Source organism: Blastopirellula sp. J2-11, from assembly GCF_024584705.1.
Classification (GTDB): Bacteria; Planctomycetota; Planctomycetia; order Pirellulales; family Pirellulaceae; genus Blastopirellula.
In genome coordinates, this window is the sequence record NZ_CP097384.1 from 1879799 (window position 1) to 1898106 (window position 18308).

Genomic DNA, 18308 nt, shown 5'->3' on the forward strand with positions numbered 1-18308 from the left:
GGATCCTGCAGCGACGTACGTTATTACGTACATTTCCAAGCTGCAATTGGTCGGGCGACACAACGGGAGCCGTCGGTGCCCCAAGAATTCGAGAAAACCTTCGAGTTTCTAGCGAGATCAGGCAACGCGGCGGCGACGCCGGTGTTGATCGCCGCGCTGCGCAGTGAAGCGATCGATATTCGCGACGCGGCGTTCGACGCGATGTTGCAGCGGCCGAGTCGCAAAGCCGAAGCCTATTTCTTTGACCACTGGGAAGAGTTGCCCGACGCTTGGCGGATGAAGATCAAACAGCAGTTGGGCGCGATGACGACGATCTTGCGCGAGCATCTGCTTGCGACGTCGCGTCCCGCATGCGAAAAAGCGTCGGCCATCGCGTTGGAGTTGGAAGATTTTGATCTCCTGCGCACGCTGACAACGGCGGCCGAAGACAAGAACAACGAGAATCGTGATATCGCCGGTCGGACGTTGGTGTCGCTGGTCGATCGATTACGAAAGTTGCTGGACGAAGCGACCGACGCCCGCAAACGGAATCTGGTGTTGTGGCGCGGACGCGCGATCGAAACGTTGGATGATTCGATGCGTCGTTGCAATACGCACCAATCAGAAGAGATCGTCGAATCTTTTTTAATGCTGATCAGCCGCGAACATCCGATGTTTCGGCATCTGTTCGATGTTCCTTCGTCGCAGGTTTACAAAATCACGCTGACGATTCTGAAGCGAACGATGCGCCCTGCGATTGTGCGGCTGATCCTCAGCGTGTTTCAAGAGACCGCTCCTTGCTCGACGCTGTTGGGCGCCGCCGCTTGGCGCAGCGACGCGGCGTTTGTCACGCAAATGCTCGATTTCTTCTCCGGCGGGTTCAGTGAGGTCGAACTTCGCAACATCAAGAAAATCTCGCGCATCGGTTGGAGCGACGATCAGTGGGAGTTGCTCGCCGGTCTTACGGGACGACAGCAAGAAATCGCGCTTCAATTTTTGATCACCAGCGGACAAGACCGGAGCTCGGTGTTCGCCGTGATCCACTTCTTCTTGACCCAAGGTAAGTCCGAGGGACGTCTGGCGGCAGTCGAAGCGCTCGCCAGCGATCGAGGCGCCGTCGCGAGTCAGTTGATTATCAACGCGACCACCGATGAAGATCCCGAGGTCGCCGCAGCTGCGCTGCGGCAATTGCGCCATCGCGGCATTCCTGGTTCGCTCAAGTATTTACTCGCACAGCTCGACAGCGAGCACGAAATTGTCCGCTTGGCGGTGCGACAGTCGCTGGAAGAATTCAGTTTCGCCAAGTATCTCGCCGCCTTTGATCTGATGGCGGATGATCGCCGCGAGACGACAGGTCACTTGGTTCGTAAGATTGACGAGCATTCCGATGAATTGCTCCGTGCAGAACTGACTAGCGATATGCAGTCGCGCCGACGTCGCGCGATTGAAGTGGTCGAATGCTTGGGAATCGCCGTGGAGATGGAGCGCCCGCTGCTCAAGTTGCTCCAGTGCGACGACTATCTGATTCGCGTTTCCGCCGCGACCGCATTGGCTGTTTGCAAAAGTGACGAAGTGATCGCCGGTCTGCGCGAAGCGCTGTTGGATCGCAACGTGCGCGTGCAAGAAGCGGCGGAGGCGAGCCTGCAGGCGATCGCCGAGAAACGTCTTGCTGCGCCGCCGACGCCAAACCGGCGAGTGAAGTCTCCCGCGGGAGAAACCGAATGAACATCCCTTGGCGCGCACTCGCGTTGCTGGCGCAAGAACAAGCCAGTTTTCGCAATTTAGGCGATCGATTTCGCGCTGACTCGGCGTCAATTGACATTAGTCAACTTTCGTTGCTGGCCGCGTTCGTGTTGTTCGCCGTGATCGGCTTATGGTATTTGCAGAAGCGCTTGAGCGCCACGGGAGACGAAGGGACTGACAGTCCACGACGACTCTTTCAAGACTTGTGCCGCATTCATGAACTCAGTCGCGATGAAAGCAAACTGCTCTCGCAAGTGCCGCGACAATTGGAATTGGCAGATCCGGCTTCGCTATTCGCCGATCCTACCCATCTGGTCGTTGCGGTTCGCGCCGCAGAAGATGACGCGCTGCGTCATCGGCTCGAGCATCTAGGCGTGCGACTGTTCGGCACGCTCATGTTTCGCCGTCATCTAACGCACTGCCCGCAACTATAAATCGTAGGGCAGGCCGTGCCTGGCGCGATTCATTGACGGCGTCAATCTGCGCGTCGATTCGGCAGGCACGGTCTGCCCTACGAGATATGCCCCGTGAGTTACCAAGAGATACGCTCTTATTCGAAACAAAAACAGGCCGCACTCGTGTTGGCGAGTGCGGCCTGATGTCTCAACTTAGTCTGCGTCAAGACGCTTAGTAAGCGCTTTTGGGACGACGCGGTTTGAAATCACGTTCGCGTTGGGCTTCGGCTTCCAGTTCTTCCAAGCGGGTCGTTTTGCCCAAACGAACCAGACGTTCGGTGTTCTGCCAGCCCATGCGTTCTTGCAGTCGTCCGACTTGGATCAACTCGACTCCACGGCGGCGAGCGGTTTCTCGCATTTGCGAGTAGGCCGTCAGCACGGCGGCGGCGGTCTTTTCGGTCGGCTGTTCGCCGTCGATCAGATAACGCACGTCGGGCGTGATTTCGCCTTTGACGTTTCCTTCTTCGTCGACCCACGCGGCGACTTCTCCGCCTGATCCTTCGATCAAGCCGCGCAGTTCTTTGGAGTCGTCTTCGCCATCTCCATCCATGTCAATCATGCCGACCATCGCGAATTTTTGAACCGTTCCCGGCGACCAGATCGGCGTGAAGATTTGATCTCCCGGCATGATCGGGTTGGTCACTTCTTCTTCGACGATGCGACCTTCCGCTTCGTGAGCGTCGTTGATGCGGGTGATTTCGATTTTGCCCTTCACGGTCGCCAATGCGATGTTGACTTCCCCTTTTTCAAAGATGCTGAAGGTCATTTGCGGACGAAGCAGGTCTGCCGAGCCGAGGTTGATCCAGACCGTATCTTCTTTCTGGTTGACCCAGATGATTCTGCCGTCGGCGACATCGCCAACTTTCGGCTCTTTGCTCTTCAGGATCGCGTCTTTGGCTTCCAGCGTGGTGAACAGTTCGTCACGTTCTTTGTTGGCCGCTTCGACTTGCTTCTTGCTGCCGTCGATCGTCTGAGCGATCGTTCCTTGCAGCTTCACTTTGTCGTCTTGCAGTTTGGCCTGGGCGGCTTCGAGCGCCTTGCGATCGTCGGCCATCTTCTTTTCGGCTTCCGCTTGGGCGGCCAACGCATTGTCACGAGCCGTGTCGGCTTCGCTCAGTTTGGTTTGATAGGTGGTCTCCAGGGCGACCTTTTCGGCACGCAGCGCGGTGTTGGCGCGGAGCGAATCGGCGAGTTGCTTCTCGAGCTTGATCACCGACGCTTGCATCACGGCCGGAACCTGACGATAGTTTTGCACCGTTGGAGCCGCGGCGCCTTCGTCTGCGATGAAGGTCTTCATGTCGTCGCCGAACGCTTTTTGAACATCTTCCATCGGCGTTTCTTCGCTATGGCCGATCATCACCTTCAGCTCATTGCGTTCGGCCAGATAGCCGCGAGATCGAGTCGCTTCTTCCGTGGCTCGCGTGTTCGCAGCTTCGGCGTCCAGCTTGGACTTGTCATTCGCCGCGTAGAAGACATACGTGGTGATGCCGAGCGCTGCGACCAGCAGCACCAGTAGAATCACGGCGATCTGAAGACCTTGGCTCTCTCGCGCTGCCATATCGATAAACTCCTTGCAGGCGGCCAATGGTGTGACGCCGCCGAATTGTCGTGATTAGCTCAGAACTGAATAGCGTAATTGGCCTAATGACCGTTTCCAATGTGCAAGCGGTAGGCCATCAGCAGAATTGCAAAGGAAAAGTAGGGACCGTGAAGGCGAAGAGGATCGTCTGAAGTCCAAAGGTCGATTGTAGTTAGCGAAAATTACTGCGTCAACGAATTGGCGAAGTTCGTCGGAACTATCAAGACACCAGCGTCGCTTTCGGGCATCATGACGTCGCACGGCGACAACATCGCGTTTCGTCGGTTGTTCGTAACTCGGTTCGCCGCAATAATCTCCGCGTCTTTACCCCTCTCTCAGGAATGCTTCGGGAATGGCCAAATCCAAGTCGCAACAATCTCTTCTTTTTGGCGGTGACTCCCCTCCAGAAGAGGCGTCAAAGTCCCCAGAGGCGCCAAGCGAGACGCGCCAGCCGCGACCGTCTGGTCTCGCCGGGTTGGCCGGAGCCAACGTTTGGGTCGTCGATTCGCACTCCTTAATTTATCAGGTATTCCACGCTTTACCCCCGATGACCAGTCCCAGCGGGCAGCCGGTTTCCGCGGTTTACGGTTTTGCTCGCGACTTGGCCAACCTGCTCCGCGAGAAGAAGCCTGACTATTTGATCTGCGCATTTGATCCGCCGGGCGGGACGTTTCGCCACGAGCTGTATGACGACTACAAGGTGACCCGGGAGGAGATGCCGGTCGATCTGCGTGCGCAAATCGGCTTGATCCGCCGCATGCTGGAAGCGATGAATGTCGCGATCCTGGAACTGGTGAACTACGAAGCGGACGACGTGTTAGCGACGGTCGCGACCATCGTCGAAGCCAACGGCGGCGAGTGCACGGTGGTCACGTCCGACAAAGATTGTCGGCAACTGATCAGCGATCGGGTCCGGATGTTCAACGTCCGCAAGAACGCCTTCTACGACGCTGAAGCGTTGATGGCTGACTGGGGAGTTCGCCCTGATCAAGTCGTCGACTTTCAATCGCTGGTCGGCGATTCCGTCGATAACGTTCCCGGCGTCGCGCTGATTGGGCCCAAGATCGCGAAAGAACTGCTGCAAAAGTACGAGACGCTCGACGCCGTGTTGGATAACGCCGGCGAAGTCTCCGGCGCCAAACGCCGCGAGAACTTGATCAACGGCCGCGCTATGGCCGAGCTGAGTCGTGAGTTGGTTCGCCTGGTTCGAGATGTGCCGATCGAAATTGATTGGGACGCTTGTCGCGTTCATCCCATCAATCAAGACCAGGTGCAAGAGTTGTGTCGCGAGTTCGGCTTTCGGACGCTCGCCAAAGAGATGGCCGCATTCCAGGTCGAAGCTCCCGCGGCCGATAAGCCCGAGTGGATCGCCAACTATCAGACGATCGACACGCTTGAAAAGCTCGATGCGCTGGTCGCCAAGCTCACGCATGTAAAACGGCTGTCGTTCGATACCGAGACAACTTCGACCAATCCGCGCTGGGCCGATCTAGTCGGCATCTCATTCTCGTGGGATCAGGGGGAAGGCGTCTACATTCCGATTCGCAGTCCTGAGGGAGACGTGAAGCTGGACGAGCCGCTGGTGCTGGAAAAGCTGCGTCCCATTTTGGAAAACCCGGCGATTGAAAAGGTCGGCCAGAACTTGAAATACGATCTGGTCGTCCTGCGCGGCGTCGGCGTGAATGTGCGCGGAGCTTCGTTCGATACGATGGTCGCTCATTATTTGTTAGAGGCCGGCGCTCGCTCGCATGGACTCGACGAATTGTCGCTCCGTTACTTGCAGCATGAAACTGTCAAAATTTCGGAGCTGATCGGTACCGGAAAAAATCAAATCCGGATGGATCAGGTTCCGGTCGACAAAGTCGGCTACTATGCCGCCGAAGACGCCGATATACCGCTACGGCTGGACCCGATTCTCTCAGAGCGAATCGATGTCGAAGGCCTGGGAGACCTGCTGACCGCTGTCGAATTGCCGCTGATTGACGTGTTGGTCGAGATGGAATTCAACGGCATACGCGTCGATGTAGAGCGGCTGAACGAGTTAAGTCGTCAGTATGGCGAGCGAATGGAAGTGTTGGAGCGGGAAATCTATCAGTTGGCTGGCCGCGATTTTAATATCAATTCGCCCAAGCAACTGGGGACGGTTCTGTTTGACGAACTGAATCTGCCGGTGATCAAAAAAACCAAGACCGGACCCAGCACCGATGCCGAAGTGTTGGAGCAGCTGGCCAAACAGCATGACATGCCGGCCAAGATTGTGCAGTTTCGGCAATACGCCAAGCTGAAGGGGACCTATGTTGACGCGTTGCCGGTATTGATTTGTCCCAAGACCGATCGCGTTCACACGTCGTTCAATCAAGTAGTCGCCGCAACAGGACGATTGAGCTCGAACGATCCGAACTTGCAAAACATTCCGATTCGCACGCAAGAGAGCCGCGAAATTCGCTCGGCGTTTATTCCGGGGACGCCTGGTTGGAAATTGCTGTGCGCCGACTACTCGCAAATTGAACTGCGCGTGCTCGCGCACTTCTCCGGAGACCCCGCGTTGATGGAGTCGTATCAGAAGAACGAAGATATCCATGCCCGCGTCGCCAGCGAAGTGTATGGAATGCCGTTGGATCAGGTGACGTCAGCGCATCGCCGCAGCGCGAAAGCGATCAACTTTGGCGTGGTCTATGGGCAAAGCCCGTTTGGTTTGGCGAAGTCGCTTGATATCGACAAAGACGAAGCGTACGGATTTATCGACGCCTACTTCAAACGGTATCCCGGCGTCGACGTGCTGATGGAGCAGATCCTGGTCGACTGCCAGCGAGATGGCTATGTACGCACCATCTTGGGACGCCGCCGCGCGATTGATGGGGTGCGTACGGCGGACAAGCGAGATCGACTAAAACGGCAACTGACCATGCCAGAGCGGACCGCGATCAATACGGTGATTCAAGGATCGGCCGCCGATATCATCAAATTGGCGATGCTGCGCGTTCATCGTCGGCTAGAAAATGAGGGAGCGCCGGCCAAGTTGTTGCTGCAGATTCACGACGAATTGGTGTTTGAGACGCCGCCCGAATATCTGGAACAATTGGCGCAATTAGTCCGCGAAGAGATGGAATCGGCGCGAAATCTGGCCATTCCGCTCGTCGTGGACATCAAAAGTGGGGACAATTGGGACCAGTGCGAGCCGCTTTTGTAACACTTTTGGGTGGGGAAATGCTTCTTGCCGGAACAAGTGTCCAGCAGGAGATACCGGTACAATTGCGTCCAGTGCGACAGGGTGACCCATCGCTGGTCGCCGTTGTATCCGGCCGCTGCGCTGTGAGGCGCCAGCGGCAAAGTGGAATGAGTGCGGATCGGGTTCTCGCCGAGGGTGGAAGATGAAGGTAATCGGAATCTTAGGGGGAATTGCGAGCGGCAAGAGCACCGTAGCCTCTCTGTTTCGAAACCAGGGCGCCGTCGTTGCGGATGCGGATCAAATAGGGCACCAGGTGCTAAGGGATGAGGCAACGAAGCACGAAATCCGGGAAAAATTCGGGAGCGACGTGTTTCAGATCGACGGGGAAGTTGACCGCCGACAATTGGCCGCAAAAGTATTTGGAGGCGATGATCTCAGCCGTAAGCGACTTGCTGAGTTAGAAAAAATCACACATCCTCGAATTAAAACTCGTCTCCAAGCACTTATCCAAGCAACAATGGATACCCCGGGAGGACCCCCTCCAGCGTTGATTCTGGATGCAGCCCTGCTAGTGAGGGCTGGCTGGTCTGATATTTGCGATAACCTCGTATTTATTGACTCTCCACTCGAGCAGCGGCTTCAGCGATCCCGCCAAAGGGGGTGGAGCGATTCCGAATTTAGCGCCAGAGAGGCAGCGCAGGAAAAATTAAAAGAGAAACGAGAATTGTCCGATTACATAATTCGTAACGGCGGTGATCTTGTCGAGCTCGACCAGCAAGTCGAACATTATTGGCGAGAACGCGTCCTTTCTCCTACCTCCTGATGCTTTTCTTTCTGTCCATTAATTATTGCGAATTCGACATCCCAGCCCATTTCGCGGCTTGCCGATCTGCCTTCCGAATGTCCCATTTAGGGGAAACCAAACCACTTTTGAAATGATGCGTGGGGGCGACAAATCGCCTAGCTTCGACAATTGTCGTTAGGACCGCTAATTCTCGAAACTGTAACACGTTAGCGTGTTTATCCGAGTAGCGATTCTCGACTCGTCGACGATGCGGCGATCTGTTACAACGGAGGTAACTCGTCTCCTCCCAAGCAAGGCGAATGCCGAGCCGAAATCACTTCCTGCTCGATATTGGTCTGCCTATAAAACTCCGCACACGGCGTCTTTTCGGACGTCGTCCGGTTCGTCTTTTCTCATCTTGGAGTCCAGTTCCATGCCTCATCGAAGCAGCGGAACAAAAAATCAGAATCATGATTCGCGCTCAGGACAGCCCAAATTTGGGGCTGGCATCCTGCCCGAATCAAGTAATAACCACGAGCCCAGTGCTCGTAATCCGAAGTCGGAAGGAACAGACGCAGTGAATGAGTTACGTCGGCTTGATGTCGATGACGACGCCGAGCCTATGTCGCTGGCCGAGCAATTGGTCAGTCGGTCGCGACGTCCTCAGGAGGAGGATGCGGACGACCAGCGTTACGAGAAGGTAAAGCAGGGCGAGATCCATATCGCCGAACTGCAAAAAATGTCGATGAACGAACTCATCGAAGAAGCCCGCAAAGAAAATCTGGGCGAAGTCGCCGGCATCAAACGCCAAGAGCTGATCTTCCGCATTCTCAAAGAACGCGTGAAGATGAACGGCCTGATGTACGGCGAAGGGACGCTGGAGATCTTGCCGGATGGCTTCGGCTTTTTGCGCAGCCCGGATTACCACTATCTCTCTTGCCCGGATGATATTTACGTATCGCCGAGCCAGATTCGTCGCTTCGGCATGAAAACCGGGAGCGTCGTTTCAGGGCAGATTCGTCCGCCGAAAGAAAACGAACGCTATTTCGCGCTGCTGCGCGTCGAAGCGGTCAACTACCAAGATCCGAATATCGCCGCCAACAAGGTGCAATTCGACGATCTGACCCCGCTGCATCCCGACGACCGGATTCGGATGGAATCGGACGCCGACGAAGTCGCGACTCGCGTGATCGACCTGATCGTCCCGATCGGCTTCGGCCAACGTGGTTTGATCGTCAGTCCCCCGCGCGCCGGCAAGACCGTCTTGATGCAAAAGATGGCCAAAGCGGTATTGAAAAACTATCCCGAAGCCTACGTCATCATCTTGTTGATCGACGAACGCCCGGAAGAAGTGACCGACATGGAGCGTCAGGTCAAAGGCCCCAATTGCGAGGTCATCAGCTCTACCTTTGACGAACCGCCGTCGCGACACGTTCAAGTCTCTGAGATGGTGATCGAAAAGGCGAAGCGGATGGTCGAGTACGGCACCGACGTGGTGATCTTCCTCGACTCGATCACGCGTCTGGCTCGCGCCTGGAACTCAGAATGTCCTTCGTCGGGCAAGCTCCTTTCCGGCGGACTCGACGCCAACGCGCTGCAGCGTCCCAAACGCTTCCTCGGTTCGGCTCGCAAGGTCGAAGAAGGAGGTTCGCTGACGATCATCGCCACGGCGCTGGTCGACACCGGCAGCAAAATGGATGACGTGATCTTTGAAGAGTTCAAAGGAACCGGCAACCAAGAGATCGTCCTTGATCGCAAGTTGGTCGACCGCCGCGTTTGGCCCGCTATCGACATCAACGCCAGCGGCACGCGCCGCGAAGAAATGTTGATGGACCCGGAAGAATACAAGCGGGTCTGCATCTTGCGTCGCGTCCTGAATGACATGAATTCGCCCGACGCGATGGAGTTCTTGTTGTCTCGTTTGAGCAAAACGAAGACGAACGCCGAATTTCTGATGAGCATGAATACCAACCGCTAAGGGGCGTTTTCGCCCGCAAACGCTCTGACGCCCAGGCAAACTTCTGGGCGTCTTTTCGTTGGGCTCCGCAGCCTTTTTTCGTTCGGCGGTCTGCCGGCGCTCTCAAAGCGTCAAGTTTTTCTACAATGGATATCCCTACCAGCAATTTCCCGTTGAGGAATCGTTATTTTGGTCCGGATTTATCGCGGCGAGCCGCAGGGCGAAGCCGTACGCGTTGCGATCGTCGTCGCTCGCTACAATGAGACAATTACGGGGAAGCTCTGTGACGGCGCCCTGACCACTTTGGCGGCCAAAGGCGTCGCTGAAGATGCGGTCGAAGTCGCTTGGGTTCCCGGCGCATGGGAGCTGCCGGTTATCGCCGCGCGATTTGCACGGAGCGGGCAATTTCATGCGGTGATCTGCCTGGGCGCGGTCATCAAAGGGGAAACGACCCATGACCAGTACATCAACAGTCAGGTCAGCTCAACGCTGGGGCAGCTCGCCCTGGAATGCGAGATGCCGATCATGTTTGGCGTGCTGACCTGCAACACGCTCGAGCAGGCGCTGCATCGCGCCGGCGGCAATGTGGGAAACAAAGGGAGCGAAGCGGCGGAAGCGGCGCTCGAAATGGTCCACTTGATGAAACAGCTGCCGCGCGAAGAATAGCCTTCCTCAGCGACCAGGCGGATACTTACTTTTTTATGTCGAAACTCCATTCATGTCGAAACGCAGTCGAGTTCGTGAAGTTGTCCTGCAGATCCTCTATCAAGAGGATCTTAATCCCGAAGCCGACATCGGCGTCTCGGAGCGGTTTTTGCGTGGACGCTTGAAACATACCGAGGATCTGGTCGCGTTCGGCCGATCGTTGTTGGTCGGCGTGCGCCTGCACCGCAAAGCGATCGACGCCAAGATCGAAGCGTTCGCCGAGAATTGGAGCCTGGCGCGCATGGCGGTGACCGACCGCAACGTGTTGCGGATCGGCGCTTTTGAAATCTTATTTTCCGACACGCCCGACCGGGTCGCGATCAACGAGGCGGTCGAGTTGTCAAAGCGTTTCGGCAGCAAGCATTCGCCGCAGTTCGTCAACGGTCTGCTGGACCGCGTCTTAAAGTCGAAACAGACGGCCAGCTAAACGCGCGTACCGTCTGGTGAGAGAACGATCGGACCGTTGAGGTAAAAATGGGATTGTTTAATCCATTCAAAAAATCAGAAGAGCAACCGACGCCCCCGGTCGAAGAACAGCCCTCCGGCTTTTTCTCACGGCTCAAGCAAGGGCTCGTCAAAACGTCCCGGGTGCTCAACACCGACATCCGTGATCTTTTCAAACAAGAAGGGCGCCTGGTCGATGATGAGTTTTTGACCGAGCTCTTCGCGATTTTGGTTCGCACCGACATGGGCGTCGGCCCGGCCGGCAAGATTCGCGATCAGGTGAAAACCGACTTTCGCGGTCGCGTCGTCCATTTGTCCGAAGTCCTCGCCACGGTCAAAACCGAACTGGTCGCACTGATGCAGCAACCAGAGACCCCGATTCAATTCGCCGAGTCGGGCCCGACCGTCGTGATGGTCGTCGGCGTCAACGGCTCCGGCAAGACGACCTCGATCGCCAAATTGGCCGCCTATCTCAAGTCGCAAGGCAAAAGCGTCGTGCTGGGCGCCGGCGATACGTTTCGCGCCGCCGCGGTCGAGCAGCTGTCAATCTGGGCCGATCGCCTAGGGGTCGACATCGTCAAAGCAGAGCAGGGGAGCGACCCGGCGAGCGTCGCATTCAAAGCGGTTGATTTCGCGCTGCAAAACAACAAAGACGTCGTGATCTTAGATACCGCCGGTCGTTTGCAAACGCAGACGAACCTGATGAACGAATTGGACAAGATCCGCCGCGTCGCCGGTAAAAAGATCGAAGCCGCGCCGCACGAAGTCTTGTTGGTCCTCGACGCGACGGCCGGACAAAACGGCATCAGCCAGGCCAAGGGTTTCTCTGAAGCGGCCCAGTGCACCGGCATCATTCTGACCAAGCTGGATGGCACCGCCAAAGGAGGCGTCGTCGTCCCGATCCGCCAAACCTTCAACTTGCCGGTCAAGTACATCGGCGTGGGGGAAACGCCGGAAGACTTTGCGCTGTTCAATGCCGAACAGTTTGGCGACGCGCTGTTTGCGGACGCATTCTAAAAAGTGGATGGCAGGGTGGCGCCGTTCGGCGGCCTCGGCCGTGGGAACGGTTTGATAACGCTGGAGTGCAATTGCCGCACTCGGAATAAAGACACTGGAATTGCCCAGTCGCGCTTGAAGAAGGAATTGTTTGACGGTGTCGCCCCGCCGCATTCATTGCCACGCAAGGTCGTGGCAATGGGGCCCGCGTCAGTCAGATGCAGATATTGTGCAAGATTCTAACTAACAACGAAAATTCGATTCGTACTCAGACCGGAATCGAGCAGTGCAAAGCGGGCCCAAGCATCAAAGATGAGCCTGGCCCACTAAATCGGTCGTCGGGAAAGTGGATGCCCTAAGAAGGACGCACGTTCTCGGCGCAGGGGCCTTTGGGGCCTTGAGCTTCGGTGAAAGTTACATGCTGTCCTTCATGCAAGTCGTCGAAACTCACGCCTTGCAGAGCCTTGGAGTGAAAAAACAGGTCTTTGGAACCACCTGTGTTAATGAACCCAAAACCCTTGTCGGTCAGCTTTTTGATTGTGCCGTCAGCCATGTGTCGTCTTCTTAAATGGATTAGATGGGAAAAGCTCTGCTCACTAAAGCAGTTTCAGTCGCCATTCTGGTTAAAGAAGTGTAGCAATAGGAATAATGTAAAGAAATGGGGGCGGTTGACTTGCCTTCATCCGCCCAAAGAGAGCTGGGGGCCAATTGCAGCAGTCTTTTATACGGGCGCCGCTCCCTTTCGCCCGATGTTTTCGTCTTTCTTCTCCTGCAAGGTTCGGAAGAAAGTAGCGGAGGCGGGGAAGCAAAAAACTTGTTCGATCCCACCATCGCCAATCGATATGACCGGTTTGCGCAACCCACCGACCGGCTGACGATCCACCCATCGTGCATCACTAAAAAGCGGAATGCGAAAGTAAAAACGTAATCCGAGACGAGAGTCCGATGCAGTTAGTCGCCTTTCGCAGCGCGAAACGCACTTCGCGATCGAAATCCCGGAGTGAGACCTCCGGCCTTTACAATTCGCGTAGCGTCTTTGGGATTCGCTCAGAATCAAACTCTGAAAAGAGACGCTTACCGAAGCCAACGCCGCTGCGACGGTTCATTGGGATCGTTTTGACCGAAGTTCCATTGTATGCCGATCTCGATGACGTTGCGGTCATAAGTATTGCTGACCAGATCCGAGTCATTGAGATCGTATGCGTAGGTGAGCAGTAAGTCGAATTCTCGCCACAGGGGACGCACATAGCTGGCGCCTAGCAATATTTCCGAGTCTTCTCGCGTGATGCCGGATATTGTCTGCACATGGTCGTAGTGACGATAGAAATATTGCAGGTCGACAGCGGCGTACGACTCATCCTCGAAATCATAAGATAATCCGCACGACGCGATATGGCCGTTGTAGTCAAAGTCGCTGCCTTGCGATTCGTTGCGATTGTAGGCGTAGCCAATTCGACACTTCAAGTTGCGACGCCAGGTTTGCCATTGTCGCGAGAAGGCCGCTTGGCAACTGAAGGAATCCGCGTCGCTGGGCGATCCTTCGATTCCCGGACCAAGGCCCAAAAAGTCAAAATTAGAGAGTTGGAGGACGGCGCTGTTGGTGACGATGTCATTTTCTTTGATCGAAAGTGCGACGCTGCCGCCCCAACGCTGCAGATAAGGAGACGTATTGATGTCGAGCCGATCGAACTCGGTGCGAATGGCCGCCACATAGGGGCGGTCGCGCCAGGGCGTTAAACCAATGTTCGTCATCGATAGATAACCAGAGTGACCGATCAAGTCAAACTGCGAAGCCAAGTCGCGATAGTAGTGCGTCGCCAAGGGCGCATATCCTGCGACAACATTGGTCTGGTAGGTGTGAAGCAGATAGTAGTTAAGGTCTGCGGATAATAGTCCGCCAAAGGATGGAACCGTCATCGGCGGTGCGTTGAACAGGTTGGAAGTTGGAATTACGCCTGCGTTGTCGTCATAGCGCTGCATTAATTTAACCGCGCCAAAAAATCGCGGCGTTTCCAGCATCGCTTCCTTTATTTCATGGCGATAATTTTCGGCCATTTCCGCAACCGCTTGAGATTGAGGATTTGAAAATACCTCGAAGAAAATCGTGTCCGCTTGTCGCAATTGTCCCAATTGAGCGAGCGCTGTCGCCTCGGTCAACAACTGATATTGCGAAGCTTCCGCACTGGAGTTTTCGCCCTGTTGTACCGCAGACCAGGCTTTCATCGGCAGTTCGGCCTGCAAATAAGCGGCGCCCAAGAAAAATCGAACGTCATCCAACTTTGGATCAATGCGTTCGGCGGCTAGTAAAGAACGGATGGCCGCATCCGTTTCCTGATTTTCCAACAGGGCTCGTCCGTAGATCATGGTGATCTCGGCGTCATCAGAAAAATGAGCATGGTATTGTTGGAGAAGTTTTACTGCATCGGCCGGACGTTCCCGGCTCCGCAGCATGTTGGCCAATACTTTCAAAGCATCCCGATGGGTCGGATTTTGTGCGAGAATTTGGTTCAAATATTTCTCCGCTGCTTTCCAATCTTCTCGTTGCAGCGCGGCGACCGCCAACGATTCGATGCGATCCAACTCTCGATTTGGCGCCGGGGCAGCAGGCGATTCCTGATCAAGCGGCGGAAGCGGGATCAACGCCGGCCCCTGCGGAACAAAACGGGGTGGAAACGGTGAAGGGATACCGCCGTTTTGCGGCGATAGATTCTCTTCGATCGGCGCACCCGTCGCCTGCGCCATGCGAAAGGCAGATGTCGGCGGATCGTTCAACGGATAGCGTTGCCGCGGAAGTTCTGGCTCAACGGGCGCGTCCTCCGCCGCTTTAGGCTGTCGACTCAAGAACGAAAAAAAGGGAGTCTGAGCTGAACTTCGATCTGTGCAGATCAAGGTCAGTAATGCGCATAGACTTACTGCGCGAATGAAATGGTACATCTCGATTTGCCCCTAATACCAGTATTCTCGCGTGGAGTCGGGGAACGCATGCATCTCAATCGCCTCGCGTGCGTACTGTACGACTCATGAAAGTTATTCGTGCGCGAAATCGATGTGCAAGCATTAAAAGCAGAGATTTCCCAGCAGTTGCGGGGAACAGGCATATGTTTGTATTGATGAGGGCGTGTTCGCCTTCATGGACGTCTGGGTAATCGAGATGGGGGCAAAACCATGAACCAGCGAAATGTTTGGCTGCAAACATGCATGTTTTTCGTGGCTGTTTTTTCTTTTTCGCCATTCTGTCTCAGCCAAATCGCTGATAGTGAAACAATTCTGGCCACAATTCCTTCTTGGCGCTACGAAGGAACATTTGTCAGTTACAACGAACCTGTCCTGGTGATGGATATTCAGCGTGTGACTGCGCCCGGTGATACGCAAAAGGAAGTCGCCCAAAGGCGTTCTTTCGTCGTGCACGATATCGCTGCATTTCTCGTCGTCGATGAACTTCATCCGCGTCATAAAATGAGCGAATTATCGGCTGGAGCACCGGTGGAAGTTCGCACTTTGTCCGACAAACGAGATGAGGTCGCCTTACAAGTGCGGGTGAATGAAGGCGAGTATTTCAGCGATCGAGAGATGCCGCAGTCCGAAATGGAAGAAAACGCAAGTCAAGCGGGCGACCGCAATTCAACGAATCAGCGTGGCGTGAATTCCAGTGATCCTGACGCCTCAGAGGGCCAAGCTGGAACAGCTGGGATGGATTCGTCGACGAGTGCCGGTGATCGCGATTCATCGCGGCAGTCCTCGGGCGAGAATCGATCAAATCGACGAAACGCCAACGATGGTCAGACCCCCTCGGGTAGTCGGTCGACTTCCGCCGATGATGGTTCGTCCAAGGGCCAGTCATTCGCCGATAATTCGAGTCGTGACGATCAACGTTCCAGCGAACGCCAAGTCGCAACGGAATCATCCAATACTCCAAATGCTGGAACCCCAAGCGGTAATGACGATTCAAAAACCGACGACGTCGTCACGGACAATCAGGCTCCTAACGAGAATCAGAGATCCTCAGCGAGTCAAGCCTCTCCGAGAAATTCTCCGAGCCCATCGTCACGCAGCGGCAACGCGGGTCCAACGAACACTCCGATCGGTCAGGGGTCAGCAACAGGAGGTGACAGCCCAGGCCCCCGCGGTAACCAGACGCAGGGTGGAAGTTCGACGCAGGGTGGAAGTTCGACGCAGAGTGGAAGTTCGACGCAGAGTGGAAGTCCGACGCAGAGTGGAAGTCCGACGCAGAGTGGAAGTTCGACGCAGAGTGGAAGTCCGACGCAGAGTGAAACAACCATTCGTCCCCTTAGTCGTGCGTCCATTATGAGTGGCGACCAAATTAACGATCGATCGACAGCCCAATTAGCCGATGTGAATGCGGGAATCAATCAATCGAGCAGCGGCGCGAATGACGGCGGACGACCATTGGTGGGTGTGAATGCAGGTCTGAATAACTCCGCGAACAATCGGCCCACGGGACGCCTGGTCGATGTGAACGCGGGAATCAATCAATCGGGCAGCGGCGCGAATGACGGCGGACGACCATTGGTTGGCGTGAATGCAGGTCTGAATAACTCCGCGAACAATCGGCCCACGGGACGCTTGGTCGATGTGAATGCGGGAATCAATCAATCGGGCAGCGGCGCGAATGACGGCGGACGACCATTGGTGGGCGTGAATGCAGGTCTGAATAACTCCGCCAACAATCGGCCCACGGGACGCTTGGTCGATGTGAATGCGGGAATCAATCAATCGAGCAGCGGCGCGAATGACGGCGGACGACCATTGGTTGGCGTGAACGCAGGTATCGATAACTCCGCCAACAATCGGCTCACGGAACGCCTGGTCGATGTGAATGCGGGAATCAATCAATCGGGCAGCGGCGCGAATGACGGCGGACGACGATTGGTGGGCGTGAATGCAGGTCTGAATAACTCCGCGAACAATCGGCCCACGGGACGCTTGGTCGATGTGAATGCGGGAATCAATCAATCGAGCAGCGGCGCGAATGACGGCGGACGACCATTGGTTGGCGTGAATGCAGGTCTGAATAACTCCGCGAACAATCGGCCTACGGGACGCCTGGTCGATGTGAACGCGGGAATCAATCGATCATCGCAAGCGAATCTGAACGAAATCGTGGCAGCGACATCAGAGGCATCGCGATTTCGAGGTTCGTTACATGAAGCCTTCGCTCGTCCCCTTCTCGGTGATGTCCTTTATGGAGAGATGGCGCCGATCACTCCGCCGCCATCTGTTCGTGAAATCGTGAATGAGATTGACGATGGGCTCTCGTTTATACCGGGGTACTGGTCGTTTGAGCCTGTTGAACAAAAATTTGTGTGGGTGACCGGCGTTTTGCGACGCGCGCCCCAGGGGATGGAATGGGTCGCTGGAAGCTGGCTGAGCTCGGAAAATGGATTCATTCGGACAGCCGGCTACTGGAAGGTTACCGGCGAGATAAAATCCTTAGCGGAACAGGGACCACATGAGATTATTGCCCCGGTCGCAAGAGTCGCTACAGCTACTGGCGTTGTGAAGACCGTGCGCCATCTCGACTATTTGCTGGAAGATCGCGGCATATTATTTGCGCCGATTGACGCTTCAACCCTTTCGATGTCGCAACCAAACACGGTCTCCATCACGCTCACCGAGCCGATTTTGATTCGTAATCTGTTACTGCATCTATTCGTCGATCGCGCCAATGACCGATTCTATTTCGGCGATTATTATGGCGAGACCGGAAAATCGTTGGGACTAATCGCTTGGAGAAAAGCCGGGCTCGCTGAAGGAACCTTGTTGGGGCAATATCAGAAGATACATAGACTTGGCAATGTTGACTTTGAGCGTCGACTGGCCGGGTGGGAGCATTTTTATGAAAGCCATAGAGAATGGCGACCGCCGGTTAACGCCGCTGCAACAAAGCGATTACTGCTGACTTCCACCGAGCATGCCGCAGTGCAAACATCTGCGCTATCGCGGCGACTCGTCGCAAATGTGCTCGGAGATATTCACCACTCTTCAGGAAAATCTCTTCGACCCCAACTAGGCAAGCTTGAGGGAACTGCGACGCTGTCGGCAGGAGCATCTGGATTGCTGCAGAATTCGCTTAAGAGCACCAAACTGAACCAAACTATCCATCTTCAGCAAAGCACGTTGGGCTCCCTTCGATCGCAGACCTCGTTCAAAGCTTCTTCGCTCGGCGGAGCAGGCGGATTATCCAGCACCGTGCGAGGCCTAGGCGGCGGCTTAAGTGGAGTCGGCGGCGCCGTGGGAGGAGGGTTAAATGGAGTCGGTAGCACGGTCGGCGGAACCGTCGGCGGATTGCAAAACACCATCAAGGGATTGCCTTTGCTGTCGAAGTAATGGAGTACGATCCCGATAACGCGCGGACTCCATGATTTCATTGACGGTCACATAGGTGGGTGGAGCAACCCGAGTTACGATCAAGCCAGTCGCTACCAGGCTGGCTTCGGCCAGTGGCGCTCGAAGTATTCAGTCTCTGTCTGTATCGC

The 18308-nt window shown here is 55.5% G+C and carries 12 protein-coding genes; 9 read left to right on the forward strand and 3 right to left on the reverse strand.

Annotated elements, in window-relative coordinates; translation table 11 throughout:
• Positions 1-75 precede the first annotated feature (75 nt).
• A complete protein-coding gene (locus M4951_RS07765; RefSeq protein ID WP_262025915.1) occupies positions 76-1704 on the forward strand; it encodes a HEAT repeat domain-containing protein in 1629 nt (542 codons plus the stop codon).
• Positions 1701-2156 carry a hypothetical protein gene (locus tag M4951_RS07770; protein ID WP_262025916.1) on the forward strand — a complete coding sequence of 152 codons (456 nt, stop codon included), beginning with the start codon at positions 1701-1703 and terminating at the stop codon, positions 2154-2156. The genes M4951_RS07765 and M4951_RS07770 overlap by 4 nt, the downstream gene beginning before the upstream one ends.
• 193 nt (positions 2157-2349) lie before the next feature.
• Here the strand turns inward: M4951_RS07770 and M4951_RS07775 are convergent, their stop codons facing one another.
• A complete protein-coding gene (locus M4951_RS07775) occupies positions 2350-3735 on the reverse strand; it encodes a hypothetical protein (protein WP_262025917.1) in 1386 nt (461 codons plus the stop codon).
• 373 nt (positions 3736-4108) lie between these two features.
• Here M4951_RS07775 and polA point away from each other — a divergent pair, with 373 nt between their 5' ends.
• From polA to ftsY, 6 genes are all read left to right on the forward strand, one after another.
• The gene (gene polA, locus M4951_RS07780; protein ID WP_262025918.1) at positions 4109-6946 is read left to right on the forward strand and encodes a DNA polymerase I; all 2838 of its coding nucleotides are present in this window, start codon (positions 4109-4111) and stop codon (positions 6944-6946) included.
• A 181-nt stretch (positions 6947-7127) separates the two neighbouring features.
• On the forward strand, positions 7128-7748 hold the full coding sequence (gene coaE, locus M4951_RS07785) for a dephospho-CoA kinase (protein WP_262025919.1): 621 nt from the start codon (positions 7128-7130) through the stop codon (positions 7746-7748).
• A 394-nt stretch (positions 7749-8142) separates the two neighbouring features.
• Entirely contained in the window at positions 8143-9687 is a 1545-nt protein-coding gene (gene rho, locus M4951_RS07790) for a transcription termination factor Rho (RefSeq protein WP_262025920.1), read from the forward strand.
• 168 nt (positions 9688-9855) lie between these two features.
• Entirely contained in the window at positions 9856-10332 is a 477-nt protein-coding gene (gene ribH, locus M4951_RS07795; RefSeq protein ID WP_262025921.1) for a 6,7-dimethyl-8-ribityllumazine synthase, read from the forward strand.
• Between the two features lie 52 nt (positions 10333-10384).
• On the forward strand, positions 10385-10798 hold the full coding sequence (gene nusB / locus M4951_RS07800) for a transcription antitermination factor NusB (protein ID WP_262025922.1): 414 nt from the start codon (positions 10385-10387) through the stop codon (positions 10796-10798).
• 47 nt (positions 10799-10845) lie between these two features.
• A complete protein-coding gene (gene ftsY, locus M4951_RS07805; protein WP_262025923.1) occupies positions 10846-11832 on the forward strand; it encodes a signal recognition particle-docking protein FtsY in 987 nt (328 codons plus the stop codon).
• A 334-nt stretch (positions 11833-12166) separates the two neighbouring features.
• Here the strand turns inward: ftsY and M4951_RS07810 are convergent, their stop codons facing one another.
• Together M4951_RS07810 and M4951_RS07815 are read right to left on the reverse strand one after the other, a co-directional pair.
• A complete protein-coding gene (locus M4951_RS07810; RefSeq protein WP_262025924.1) occupies positions 12167-12364 on the reverse strand; it encodes a cold-shock protein in 198 nt (65 codons plus the stop codon).
• Between the two features lie 521 nt (positions 12365-12885).
• Positions 12886-14553, reverse strand: a complete 1668-nt coding sequence (locus tag M4951_RS07815) for a tetratricopeptide repeat protein (protein ID WP_262025925.1) — start codon at positions 14551-14553, stop codon at positions 12886-12888.
• A gap of 1563 nt (positions 14554-16116) precedes the next feature.
• Between M4951_RS07815 and M4951_RS07820 the strand changes: the two genes are divergently transcribed.
• Positions 16117-18159 carry a hypothetical protein gene (locus M4951_RS07820; protein WP_262025926.1) on the forward strand — a complete coding sequence of 681 codons (2043 nt, stop codon included), beginning with the start codon at positions 16117-16119 and terminating at the stop codon, positions 18157-18159.
• Positions 18160-18308: the final 149 nt, after the last annotated feature.

Bases quoted from the DNA above. Each gene is read 5' to 3' on its own strand.
- nusB (WP_262025922.1), top strand. From the start codon at position 10,385: ATGTCGAAACGCAGTCGAGTTCGTGAAGTTGTCCTGCAGATCCTCTAT.
- M4951_RS07810 (WP_262025924.1), bottom strand. From the start codon at position 12,364: ATGGCTGACGGCACAATCAAAAAGCTGACCGACAAGGGTTTTGGGTTC.
- M4951_RS07775 (WP_262025917.1), bottom strand. From the start codon at position 3,735: ATGGCAGCGCGAGAGAGCCAAGGTCTTCAGATCGCCGTGATTCTACTG.
- rho (WP_262025920.1), top strand. From the start codon at position 8,143: ATGCCTCATCGAAGCAGCGGAACAAAAAATCAGAATCATGATTCGCGC.
- polA (WP_262025918.1), top strand. From the start codon at position 4,109: ATGGCCAAATCCAAGTCGCAACAATCTCTTCTTTTTGGCGGTGACTCC.
- ftsY (WP_262025923.1), top strand. From the start codon at position 10,846: ATGGGATTGTTTAATCCATTCAAAAAATCAGAAGAGCAACCGACGCCC.
- M4951_RS07815 (WP_262025925.1), bottom strand. From the start codon at position 14,553: ATGGCGCAGGCGACGGGTGCGCCGATCGAAGAGAATCTATCGCCGCAA.
- M4951_RS07770 (WP_262025916.1), top strand. From the start codon at position 1,701: ATGAACATCCCTTGGCGCGCACTCGCGTTGCTGGCGCAAGAACAAGCC.
- coaE (WP_262025919.1), top strand. From the start codon at position 7,128: ATGAAGGTAATCGGAATCTTAGGGGGAATTGCGAGCGGCAAGAGCACC.
- M4951_RS07820 (WP_262025926.1), top strand. From the start codon at position 16,117: ATGAGTGGCGACCAAATTAACGATCGATCGACAGCCCAATTAGCCGAT.